12 protein-coding genes are annotated in these 11235 nt (G+C 65.8%); 9 read left to right on the top strand and 3 right to left on the bottom strand.

Annotated elements, in window-relative coordinates:
- Positions 1–436: 436 nt before the first annotated feature.
- Complete coding sequence (locus tag QZ213_RS17010) at positions 437–1387, top strand: hypothetical protein (protein ID WP_291687252.1); 951 nt, start codon at positions 437–439, stop codon at positions 1385–1387.
- Positions 1388–1406: 19 nt separating this feature from the next.
- Here QZ213_RS17010 and grpE read toward each other — a convergent pair whose 3' ends face one another.
- Both grpE and hrcA read right to left on the bottom strand, forming a co-directional pair.
- The gene (gene grpE / locus QZ213_RS17005) at positions 1407–2027 is read right to left on the bottom strand and encodes a nucleotide exchange factor GrpE (protein ID WP_291687251.1); all 621 of its coding nucleotides are present in this window, start codon (positions 2025–2027) and stop codon (positions 1407–1409) included.
- Between the two features lie 100 nt (positions 2028–2127).
- The gene (gene hrcA, locus QZ213_RS17000; RefSeq protein ID WP_291687250.1) at positions 2128–3216 is read right to left on the bottom strand and encodes a heat-inducible transcriptional repressor HrcA; all 1089 of its coding nucleotides are present in this window, start codon (positions 3214–3216) and stop codon (positions 2128–2130) included.
- Positions 3217–3362: 146 nt separating this feature from the next.
- Here hrcA and rph point away from each other — a divergent pair, with 146 nt between their 5' ends.
- The 3 genes from rph to hemW are packed head-to-tail and all read left to right on the top strand — an operon-like array spanning position 3363 to position 5934.
- Positions 3363–4076 (top strand): ribonuclease PH, encoded by a 714-nt coding sequence (gene rph / locus QZ213_RS16995; RefSeq protein WP_291687249.1) that lies wholly within the window; start codon positions 3363–3365, stop codon positions 4074–4076.
- A gap of 36 nt (positions 4077–4112) precedes the next feature.
- On the top strand, positions 4113–4742 hold the full coding sequence (rdgB, locus tag QZ213_RS16990) for an RdgB/HAM1 family non-canonical purine NTP pyrophosphatase (RefSeq protein WP_291687248.1): 630 nt from the start codon (positions 4113–4115) through the stop codon (positions 4740–4742).
- Positions 4735–5934, top strand: a complete 1200-nt coding sequence (gene hemW / locus QZ213_RS16985) for a radical SAM family heme chaperone HemW (RefSeq protein ID WP_291687247.1) — start codon at positions 4735–4737, stop codon at positions 5932–5934. Before rdgB ends, hemW begins: the two co-directional genes overlap by 8 nt.
- Before the next feature lie 2 nt (positions 5935–5936).
- On the opposite strand, the gene QZ213_RS16980 is transcribed toward hemW, so the two are convergent.
- The gene (locus tag QZ213_RS16980) at positions 5937–7154 is read right to left on the bottom strand and encodes a penicillin-binding protein activator (protein ID WP_291687246.1); all 1218 of its coding nucleotides are present in this window, start codon (positions 7152–7154) and stop codon (positions 5937–5939) included.
- Positions 7155–7381: 227 nt separating this feature from the next.
- Here QZ213_RS16980 and rsmI point away from each other — a divergent pair, with 227 nt between their 5' ends.
- The 5 genes from rsmI to QZ213_RS16955 all read left to right on the top strand — a co-directional run bounded on the left by rsmI (position 7382) and on the right by QZ213_RS16955 (position 10991).
- Positions 7382–8356, top strand: coding sequence for a 16S rRNA (cytidine(1402)-2'-O)-methyltransferase (gene rsmI, locus QZ213_RS16975; protein ID WP_291687245.1), 975 nt, complete (start codon positions 7382–7384; stop codon positions 8354–8356).
- Positions 8343–8756 (top strand): YraN family protein, encoded by a 414-nt coding sequence (locus QZ213_RS16970; RefSeq protein ID WP_291687244.1) that lies wholly within the window; start codon positions 8343–8345, stop codon positions 8754–8756. The genes rsmI and QZ213_RS16970 overlap by 14 nt, the downstream gene beginning before the upstream one ends.
- Positions 8757–8804: 48 nt before the next feature.
- Positions 8805–9746, top strand: coding sequence for a glutathione synthase (gene gshB / locus QZ213_RS16965; protein ID WP_291687243.1), 942 nt, complete (start codon positions 8805–8807; stop codon positions 9744–9746).
- Between the two features lie 167 nt (positions 9747–9913).
- A complete protein-coding gene (locus tag QZ213_RS16960) occupies positions 9914–10660 on the top strand; it encodes a hypothetical protein (protein ID WP_291687242.1) in 747 nt (248 codons plus the stop codon).
- 145 nt (positions 10661–10805) lie between these two features.
- Positions 10806–10991, top strand: coding sequence for a hypothetical protein (locus QZ213_RS16955; RefSeq protein WP_291687241.1), 186 nt, complete (start codon positions 10806–10808; stop codon positions 10989–10991).
- Positions 10992–11235 lie beyond the last annotated feature (244 nt).

Below are 11235 nucleotides of genomic sequence, written 5' to 3'. Positions count from 1 at the left end.
AATTCGTGGTGCCGAGATCGATCCCAATGACCTTTCCCATGGTCCTCATATCCTTCTTTTTGCGGCAGGTTGGCTGGGCCCTGACGGCGCACCAATCCAGACCCCCAAACGATCAAATGCTCGCGATATTGCGACGGTGAGCCTCATATAGGAGGGGGGTGGATGCCTGCAAGGACCGGAGCGCAACGTTGGCCCATGAAAACCCCGCCCCTTGAAAGATAGTGTCCGCTCCGACACGGGGACCGGCCGGACGATACGTGCCTGCGGATCTCGCCCGGATCAAGCCAGGGGCAGGCCTCGCCTGAAAACGCTCTGATGGCCTGTTGCCGGGGCCTCAAAACCGTTAAAAGCAGGACACCCAAGCTTACGGGCCCCGCTAGGGGGCCGCTGCCGGCCGACCATTGAACGGCCTCAATGCAAACCCAGTAGAAATTTCATGAATCCCATTCGACTATTCGCCGCGGTTGCCCTGATGGTCGCCAGCGCGTGCCTTGCCGCCCCTCCCGTGCTGGCCGCGGACACGGTTTTTCCGCCGGGTATGCGGGTCGGCCTGACGCCGCTGGTGGGCCTCGTCCCGTCAAAGTCATTCGTCGGATTCGAGACCGAGGACCATGGCGTCAAGGTATTGATCACGGAGCTGCCGGCCGAGGCCTATGGCGAGGTCGCGAATGCCTTCAAGGCCAATCCGGCCGGCGCGGGGGGCATCAAGCCCGAGAGCATCGAGACGGCGGTCGGCCTTGCCTATTACACCGCCGAAAGCGCCAGGGACGGCGCCGCCAATGTGCGGCGCTATTCGATGATCCTGCCGGGCGGCACCTTCTCCGGCTATATCGCCGTGCAGGTCCCCGAGAATGCCGGCAAGATTTACACCGACGAGGCCGTGCGGCAGATGTTTGCCTCCGCCGTGACCCGCAAGGAAGTTCCGGTCGACGAACAGCTCGCGCTGCTGCCGTTCAAGGTCAACAACCTCGGCGATTTCAAGAATGTCCGTACGCTGGCGCCTGGCGCCGCCATCATCCTCGGCGACGGCGACGAAACCAAGGGCTTCGAGACCGCCCCGTTCATGGTGATCGGCCTGATCGGATCGACGCCGGCGCAGCCCGACGATCGCGGCCGGTTCGCCCAGCAGGCGGCAACCACGATCCCCGGCATCCGCGACGCGCGGATCACGGTGTCCGAACCGATCCGCATCGACGGCATGGCCGGCTATGAAACGCGCGTCGACGCCACCAGCGGCAAGGACAATACCCCGGTCACCGTGGTGCAATGGCTGCGCTTCGGCGGCCAAAGCACCATGCGGATCCTCGGAAGCGCCCCGCGCGACGTCTGGACGACGGCGTTTCCGCGCTTCCGCGCCGTGCGCGACGGGATCCAGCCGCGCGGCTGATCAAGGACTTGATTGGCGATCAGGCGGCGTTGTTCGGCTCGTTGCCGTTGGCGGGGCCGCTGGCCTTGGCGCCGCCCTTGGAGACCGCGACCAGCGCCGGGCGCAGCACGCGCTCGCCGATCGTGTAACCGGCCTGCACCACCTGGACCACCGTTCCCGCGGGCACCGAGGGGTCGGGTACTTCGTACATCGCCTGCTGGAAATTTGGATCGAACTTCTCGCCCGCGGGGTCGAATCTCTTGACGCCGTTTTTCTCCAGCGTGTTGAGCAGCGACCGCTCGGTCAGTTCGACGCCCTCGATCAGCGCCTTCAGGCCGGGATCGGCGGACGCCTTGGCCTCGGCCGGAACCGCATCGAGCGCACGCTGCAAATTGTCGGCGATATCGAGAACATCGCGCGCGAAGCCTGAGATGCCGTAGACGCGCGCGTCCGCGACCTCGCGCGTGGTGCGTTTGCGCAGGTTTTCCATTTCCGCCAGCGTCCGCAGCATTTTGTCCCGCGATTCCGCGGCTTCCTTCGCCAGCGCCTCGACCGATCCCACTTCCGGATCGTCGGGCATGATGTATGGCTTGGAAATGACGGGCTCCGGCCCTTGCCCCGGGTTCACCGGTTCGCCGCTCTGCCGGTTGGGATCGGTCATCGACTGTCCTCTCAGAAATCGCCTGGAATGAATGGGGTGCTGGGCCGGGATATCGTGCTTTAGCCGCCAAAAATCAAGCGCAACCCGCCTTGCGGGGGCGTCAGCCGCCCAGCATCCGGCTGACGATGCGTGCGGCGTAGTCCACGGTCGGGATCACCCTGGCATAGTTAAGACGGGTCGGCCCGATCACGCCGAGGACCCCGACAATATGACCGGCGGCGTCGCTATAGGGCGCGATGATGGTGGAGGAGCCGGACAGCGAGAACAGCTTGTTTTCCGAGCCGATGAAGATCCGCACGCCTTCGGCGCGCTCGGCGCGGCCCAACAGGTCGATCACGCCGCGCTTGGTCTCGAGATCGTCGAACAACAGCCGCACTCGCTCCAGGTCTTCCAGCGCATGCAGATCCTCCAGGAGGTTGGCGTGGCCGCGCACGATCAGCTGGCGATCGTCGTTCGCGCCGCCGGACCAGCTCGCGATCCCGGCGGTGATGACCTTCTGCGTCAGCTGATCGAGTTCGGCGCGGTTTTGCGTCAACGCGGTTTCGAGTTCGAGCCGCGCTTCGGCCAGCGTTCGGCCCCTGATCCGCGAATTGAGGAAATTGGTGGCTTCGGTGAGCGCCGATGACGGCACGCCCGGCGGCAGCGTCAGCACGCGGTTCTCGACCTGGCCGTCCTCGCTGACCAGCACCACCAGCGCGCGCTCCGGCTCCAGCCGCACGAATTCGATGTGTTTCAACCGCGAATTGGATTTCGCGGTCAGCACCACGGCGGCCGCTCGCGTCAGGCCGGACAGCCGCGTCAGCGCGTCACCGAGGGCGGCTTCCACCGACTGCGCCCGGCCGACGGAGGCAAGCTGGCTCTGGATCGACTGGCGCTCCGCATCGGTGAGATCGCCGACCTGCATCAGGGCGTCGACGAAGAACCGCAGGCCGAGCTCGGTCGGCAGCCTTCCCGCCGAGGTATGCGGCGCGTAGATCAGGCCGAGCTGCTCGAGATCGGCCATCACGTTGCGCACCGAGGCCGGCGACAGCGGTACCGCGATCAGGCGCGAAATGTTGCGCGAACCGACCGGCTCGCCGGTCGCCAGATAACTCTCTACGATTTGACGAAATATTTCGCGCGAGCGCTCGTTGAGCTGGGCAAGCCCGGCATTCGGCGCGATCAGACCGATCGGATCGTGATGGGCCACAAATTACTCCCTCAAACTCCCCCTAATCTGTCCATCTCGCGGGCCGGTTACAAGCGGCGATTGGTAGCTAAAGGCCTTGCCGCTCTGGCTTCCCCCACCTACAAGCACCGCAAGCCAAAGCTTTTTGCCGAATTCTGGAGGATTCAATGCGCCCAAGCCGCCGTGCGCCGGATGAACTGCGCGCCGTGTCGCTGGAACGCGGCGTGGTCAAATACGCCGAGGGTTCCTGCATGGTCAAATTCGGCGACACCCATGTGCTGGTCACGGCCACGCTGGAAGAGCGGCTGCCGCCCTGGCTCAAGGGCCAGGGCCGCGGCTGGGTCACGGCCGAATACGGCATGCTGCCGCGGGCGACGCTGGAGCGCACCCGGCGCGAGGCTTCCGCCGGCAAGCAGAACGGCCGTACCGTCGAGATCCAGCGCCTGATCGGCCGCAGCTTGCGCGCCACCGTCGACCTCGCCGCACTCGGCGAGCGCCAGATTACCGTCGATTGCGACGTGCTGCAGGCCGATGGCGGCACCCGCACCGCCGCGATCACCGGCGCCTGGGTCGCGCTCGCCGACTGCATCTCCTGGATGAAGGCCCGCAACATGCTCAAGACCAACGTGCTGCGCGACAACGTGGCCGCGATCTCCTGCGGCATCTACAACGGCACCCCGGTGCTCGACCTCGATTATGCCGAGGATTCCGAGGCCGATACCGACGCCAATTTCGTCATGACCGGCGACGGGCGCATCATCGAGGTGCAGGGCACCGCCGAGAAGACGCCGTTCTCGCAAGACGAGTTCCTGGCGCTGATGGCGCTGGCGAAGAAGGGCGTGGCGCGGCTGGTGGACCTCCAGAAAATGGCCGTGGCGTGATTTCGGATCGCGCCCAGGCCGAACCAGATTGAAAGCATGCATCGCCGAATAACAGGCAAGCTCGTGATCGCGACCCACAATCCCGGCAAGCTCGCCGAGATGCGGGAACTCCTGGCGCCGCACGGCGTCGAGGCGATCTCGGCCGGGGAGCTCGGCCTGGCTGAGCCCGAGGAGACCGGCGACAGTTTCGTCGCCAATGCCAGGATCAAGGCGGTCGCGGCGGCAGAGGCCGCGCACCTGCCGGCCTTCGCCGACGATTCCGGCATTGTGGTCGAGGCACTCGACGGCGCGCCCGGAATTTTCTCCGCGCGCTGGGCCGGCGAGGGCAAGGATTTTAACGCGGCGATGACGCGGATCGAACGCTTGCTGCAGGAACGTGGCGCAACGCAGCCTTCGCAACGAAGCGCGCATTTCGTCTCCGCGCTGTGCGTCGCCTGGCCCGACGGTCATCTCGAGGAAGTCGAGGCGCGCGCCGACGGAACCCTGGTGTGGCCGCCGCGTGGCACCGCCGGTTTCGGTTACGATCCGATGTTCATGCCGGACGGTCATAGCCGTACATTCGGCGAGATGACCTCTCTCGAGAAGCACGGCCTGCCGCCGCTGGGACTCGGGCTGTCGCACCGCGCCCGCGCCTTTGTAAAGCTGGCGGAGATCTGCCTTGACTAGCGCCGCGAGCCCCCACCCAAACCCTCCCCCGCAAGCAGGAGAGGGCAACAAGGAAGCGTTCGGCGTCTACGTGCACTGGCCGTTCTGCCTGTCGAAATGTCCCTATTGCGATTTCAACAGCCATGTCCGGCATGAGCCGATCGACGAGGAACGCTTCGCGCGCGCCTTCGCCCGCGAGATCGGGACGTCGGCGGCGCGCGCACCGGGCCGCGAAGTATCGTCGATCTTTCTCGGCGGCGGCACGCCGTCTTTGATGAAGCCGCAAACAGTGGGCGCGATTCTCGATGCGATTGCCAAGCACTGGCGCGTCGCTGATGATGTCGAAGTCACGCTCGAGGCCAATCCCACCAGCGTCGAGGCCACGCGCTTTGCCGGCTATCGCGCGGCCGGCGTCAACCGGGTGTCGCTCGGCGTGCAGGCGCTGGACGACGCCTCGCTGAAGGCGCTGGGACGGCTGCACACCGCGCGCGAAGCGCTCGATGCGGTGGCGATCGCGCGCAGGATCTTCGAGCGCTATTCGTTCGACCTGATCTATGCCCGCCCCGATCAGACGCCGGACATGTGGACGGCCGAATTGAAACGCGCGATCTCGGAAGCCGCCGAGCATCTGTCGCTCTATCAGCTGACCATCGAAGAGGGCACGCCGTTCTTCGGCCTGCACGCCGCGGGCAAGCTGAAAACGCCGGACGAGGCGCTGGCGCGCGCGCTCTACGATGTGACGCAGGAAGTCTGTGCGGCGTACGGCCTGCCGTCCTACGAGATTTCCAATCACGCGCGGCCGGGCGCCGAATGCAAACATAATCTCATCTACTGGCGCGGCGAGGAATATGCCGGCATTGGTCCCGGCGCGCATGGCCGGCTGGATATTGACGGCGTCCGCCACGCGATCGCGACCGAGAAGCGCCCCGAGGCGTGGCTGATGCGCGTCGAAGCCAACGGCCACGGCGTCGTCACCGACGATCTCCTCAACAGCGAAGAGCGCGCCGACGAATTCCTGTTGATGGGCCTGCGGCTGGCGGAAGGCATCGATCCCAGACGTTACGCCGCGCTCTCCGGCCGCGCGCTCGATCCGCGCCGCATCGCCGTGCTGCGCGAAGAGGGCGCCATCGTCGTCGATGACAGCGGGCGGCTGCGCGTCACGCAAGCCGGATTTCCGGTGCTCGATGCCGTGGTGGCGGATCTGGCGGCTTAGAGTTACGCCCCAAAACTCTTCGGTGAACCCGCGACCGGAACGCCGCCGCCCGTGGCCACGCGCATCACGGCGAGGCCGCGCTCGTTGGTGCCGTCGGGGCGAAAACGAAACAGGCCGTCGATGCCGGCAAAGCCCGATGGATTGATCAGAGTCTCCGATGAAAACCGCTGCGGCCCCTGCGTTCGCGCCAATGCCGCGACCAGCGCCACCGCGTCATAGGCGAGAGTCGCGGTGCGCACGGGCTCGCCGCCGAATTTGGTTCGGTAGCGGCCGGAGAAACTGCGGAAGCCGGAAGGGTCCGGCGCGGCATAGAGGCCGCCCTGCAAGGACGGGTTCGCATAGACCCGCGGATTGTCCCACAGACCGGTGCCGAGCAGCTGGATGTTTTTCAGATTCGCGCCGGCCGCGGTCAGCGCATCCGCCACCGCCACCACCGAATCGCCGTCGTCGGCGATGAACAGCGCATCCGCCGAGCCGAGCGCCTGGGCCACGGTGCGCGCCGGGCCCGCGCGATCGCCGCCGTACTTCTCGAACGCGACGATGCGTCCGCCGCGGCGGGGGACCGCCTGCTTGAAGGTCGCCTCCACCACGTTGCCATAGGCATTTTCCGGCAGCAGCGCCGCAAAGGATTTCTTGCCGATGCCGGCGGAGTATTCGATGATCCGGTTGACGTCGGATTCCGGGAGGAAGCTCAGGAGATAGACGCCGCGTCCGGCCACGCTCGAATCGGTCGAGAACGCGATGCAGGATACGCCCTTCGCGCGGGCCAGTTGTGCCGTTGCCGGCACCGACGATGCAAACAGCGGACCGAGAATGATCTCGGCGCCTTCGTCGAGCGCCTGCTGCGTGCCCTGGCTCGCGCCCTGCGGGCTGCCGCCGTCGTCCTTGATCAGGAGCTGGATGTTCGGGTTCTGGAATTCCGCCAGCGCCATTTCGGCGGCGTTCTTCATCGATTGCGCCGCGACGCCGGCATTGCCGGCCGCCGACAGCGGCAGGATCAATCCGACCTTGACCTGACCGGTGCCGACCGCGAGCGGCTGCTGCGTCGGGCCCGCGGGACCGGGCTCCGGTTTCGAACTGAACGAGCTGAGGCTTTGCTGCACGCCGGCGCAGGCCGAAAGCAGCGGCGCGCCGAGGATCAGGCCGACCGCCGTCCGCCGGGTGGCCCCGGACGCTCCGGGTTTGGCAGGCGTAGATTTGGGTTCGAGCGGCCCCACCATCGCATCTCTTCTCTTGACCGACCGACATCGGCCAGGACGTCCACCTGACAACGATCAGGGGGAGGGATTCAGGCATATTGTCGGCGAATAGTTAACCAAAACAAAAGGATTATGGCCGCGGCGTGCGGGCCGGGTGGCTCGCCCCGGTTCCCTCAATCGTCGTGCGGCGCGGTATTCCTGATGCCAGCATCGTGGCGCAAACTCTGTGTTCCCTCTAGATTGTGACTATGCGCGCAAAAACTCTCCCGATAAATAGGACTGATGGCAAGAACCCCGAGGGCGCGGAACCCGCAAGCCGCAACTTTGCCGTCGGCGGCCATGTCCTGAGCGCGCCGAAGCCGGTTCCCGGGCTTTATCTGGTGGCCACGCCGATCGGCAATCTCGGCGACATTACCCTTCGCGCGCTGGAAACGCTGGCCGGCGTCGACATCATCGCCTGCGAGGATACCCGCATCACGCGACGGCTGACCGAGCGCTACGGCATCACCGCGCTCTTGAAACCCTATCACGAGCACAATGCCGCGCTGGCGCGGCCGAAAATCCTGGAGAAGCTTGCGCAGGGCGCGTCGATCGCGCTGGTGTCGGACGCCGGCACGCCCCTGATTTCCGATCCCGGCTTCAAGCTGGTGCGCGAGGTCTGCGCCGCCGGCTTTCCGGTGATCGCGCTGCCGGGCCCGTCCTCGGTGCTCTCGGCGCTGTCGGTGGCGGCGCTGCCCACCGACCGCTTCTTCTTCGAAGGCTTCTTGCCGCCGAAGCAGACCGCGCGCCGCGCGCGGCTGACCGAGCTTTCGCGGATCGACGCCACGCTTGTCATGTTCGAATCCGGCAATCGCGTGCAGGATAGCTTGCGCGATCTTGCCGGCATCATGGGCGGACGCGACGCCGCGATCTGCCGCGAACTGACCAAGATGCATGAAGAAGTCAGGCGCGCGCCGCTCACCGAACTCGCGCAAGCGGCCGACGCGCTGGAGACGCGCGGCGAATTCGTGTTGGTGATCGGCCCGCCGGCAGCGGGCGCGCAGACCATGACGGACGGTGCGGTGGACGATCTGTTGCGGGCTTCGCTGGCGCGCGACAGCGTCAAGGATGCGGTGGCGCATGCGGTGGAGCTGTCGGGACGGCCGCGCCGCGAGATCTATGCCCGCGCGCTGGAGCTCGCCAAGGAGAACAACGCCGCCGGAGGCGACGATGGCGAAGACTGACGGCGCCGCATCGTCGGACAAGCCGGCAAGACTCGCCTCGCCGGCGCGGGTCGCGGCCTTCCGCACCGGCCTCTCCGCCGAGAGCCGCGCCGCCGCCTTTCTGATGGCCAAGGGCTATCGCATCCTGGCAAAGCGTTTTCGCACGCCCCATGGCGAGATCGACATCGTGGCGCGGCGGCGCAGCCTCGTGGCCTTCATCGAGGTCAAGGCCCGTGCCAGCCTGGACGAGGCCGCCTATGCGGTGACGCCGCGCCAGCAGGCGCGGATCATCGCGGCGGCAGAAGCCTGGCTGATGGCGCATCCCGAGCATGCCGAATTCGAGCTGCGTTTCGACGCCATGCTGATTGCGCCGAGACGCTTGCCGCGCCATCTGTTAGCGGCGTTCGATGCCAGCCCTTGAAACTCGATCCCAACAGCTAGCCTTCAAACAACCCGCGGACCCCCACCCATGAAATTGAACGTCGCCGTCCAGATGGACCCCATCGCGCGCATCAACATAGCAGGCGATTCGACTTTTGCCTTGCTGCTGGAAGCGCAGAAGCGGGGCCACGGGCTGTCCTATTACACCCCGGACAAGCTTTCATTGAAGGGCGAGGAGCTGGTGGCGCCGGTGCAGATCCTGTCCGTGCGCGACGAGCCCGGAGACCATTTTACGCTCGGCGAGCCGCGCCGCGAGCCGCTCGCCGCTTTCGACGTCATCCTGCTGCGGCAGGACCCGCCGTTCGATCTCGCCTACATCACCTCGACGCATTTCCTGGAACGGATCCACCCGAAGACGCTGGTCGTGAACAACCCGGCCAGCGTGCGCAACGCGCCGGAAAAAATTTTCGTGATGGATTTTCCGCATCTGATGCCGCCGACGCTGATCTCCAGGGACCTCGAGGAAATCAACGCCTTCCGCGACGAGCACGGCGCCGTCGTGATGAAGCCGCTGCACGGCCATGGCGGTGCGGCGGTGTTCCGGGTGATGCCGCAGGACATGAATTTCGGCTCGCTCTACGACATGTTCTCGGTGACGTTCAGGGAGCCCTGGGTGATCCAGCGCTTCCTGCCCGAGGTCAAGCATGGCGACAAGCGCATCATCCTGGTCGACGGCGAATTCGCCGGCGCCGTCAACCGGGTGCCGGCGCCCGACGATCTGCGCTCCAACATGGTGCGCGGCGGCGCCGCGCAGGCCACCGACCTCACCCCGCGCGAGCGCGAAATCTGCGAGACGCTGGGACCTGCATTGCGCGAGCGCGGCCTCCTGTTCGTCGGCATCGATGTCATCGACGGCAATCTCACCGAGATCAACGTCACCTCGCCGACCGGCATCCGCGCCATCGCCCGGCTCGGCGGCCCGGATATCGCGGCGAAAATCTGGGACGTGATCGAGAAGAAGCGGGGCTGACTGCGCGCCCTACCCGTGCTGATCTGACTGCCCCTTTTGTTCACTTTTTGTTCTTGCCCTGCTGGCCGACTTGCATTACCTTGGGTTGCGGAAGCGGAAGTGTAATCGCGGGTCTCGTCGTAGCCCTTGAGGCGATCGAGGCCCGCACCGCGTGCGGGCAGGCGCAGATGACGTTGCGAAGCGTGCTAAAGGGTCTGACGCCGCCCATCCTTGTCGATCTGCTTCGCGGCGGACGCCCCTACGGCTCCTGGTCGGCGGCCCGCGCGGCGGCTTCCTCCTATGAGGACAAGGCGCTGAATGCCTTCAAGGTCGCGCGGCGCCGGCGCGGGTCCGCCGACGGCGCGTTGCTGCGCACAAACCTCTTGTACCTGATCGCGCTCGCCTGGGGGAAACCCGATCTGTCCGTCGTCGATTTCGGCGGTGCCACAGGGGACGTGGGCGTGGATTTTCTCGCCGCCTTTCCACGCGCGACCTACACTGTCGTCGAGAACCCCGCGATGGTTGCGATGATGAAGGGCCAGGGTCCGGTGAGCTTCGTGTGCACCCCGCCCGCCGAGTGCGACATATTTTTCAGCAGCGGCACGCTGCAATACACCGACGACCCGCTCGGAATCCTGTCCGCGGCTTTTGCCTCGGCGCGCCGCTGCGTTATCCTGATGCGCAATTCGTTCGCGGACCAAGACATCTATCGCGTCCAACGCTCGAGGCTGTTCGCCAACGGCGGCGGTCCCATTCCCGAAGGCTACAAGGACCGCGCGGTATCCCATCCCCATCGGACGATCAAGGAAGCAGCGGTCATCGAGATGGCGCGCCGGCACAGCTTCCGCTGCGTCACGCGGATGGAAGAGGGCTGCACGAGCGCCCTGCCGTATGCAGGAAAGGTATACGGCATGCAGTTGGTCTTCCTGCGGTAGCGCATTTTTCGCCTGGAAATGATCGGGAAGCAGCGCGGCTGGTCGACGTGCTTCAATCCCGGTGTTGCGGCCGCGGGATGGGTCGGCTTGATCGTGGCGGCGCTTCCGCCTTGGTTTGGACTAACCGCGGGCGCATATCGGCGGGATGACAGACACAAATGTAATTTTTGAATCCGAGAAGGTTTTCCACGGCGATTGGCAGATCAAGTGCCACTGCCCCGGCGGAAAGATCGACTACGTGACCGGCTTCCTGGATGAGCAATCGATCCAGAACTGGCTCAAGACCGAGCATCGCGCGCATTGGCTCAAGGTGAGGGGCTACCAGCCCTGAGCAGGCGCCCCCGGCGACGCCGCTATGGCGGGGCAGTCGACTCGCGTACAGGTGTGGCCTGAGCCGCAACCATCACGCAGGAGAGTCCCGCTTGGCTGACCAGGACAACCCGAATCCGCCCGCCGCTATCGTTTACGAGGACACCGGAGCCCTGGCGCCGATGGTCTATTTCGATATTGTCGCGGCCTACGGGACCATGAACGGCACCATCGAGGCGGAACTCGCGACCCGGGTCCTGATTCCC

The organism is Bradyrhizobium sp. (genome assembly GCF_017881085.1).
Taxonomy (GTDB): domain Bacteria; phylum Pseudomonadota; class Alphaproteobacteria; order Rhizobiales; family Xanthobacteraceae; genus Bradyrhizobium.
Note: the sequence above shows the minus strand (reverse complement) of the source record. Positions and strands in the feature narration are given on the sequence as shown.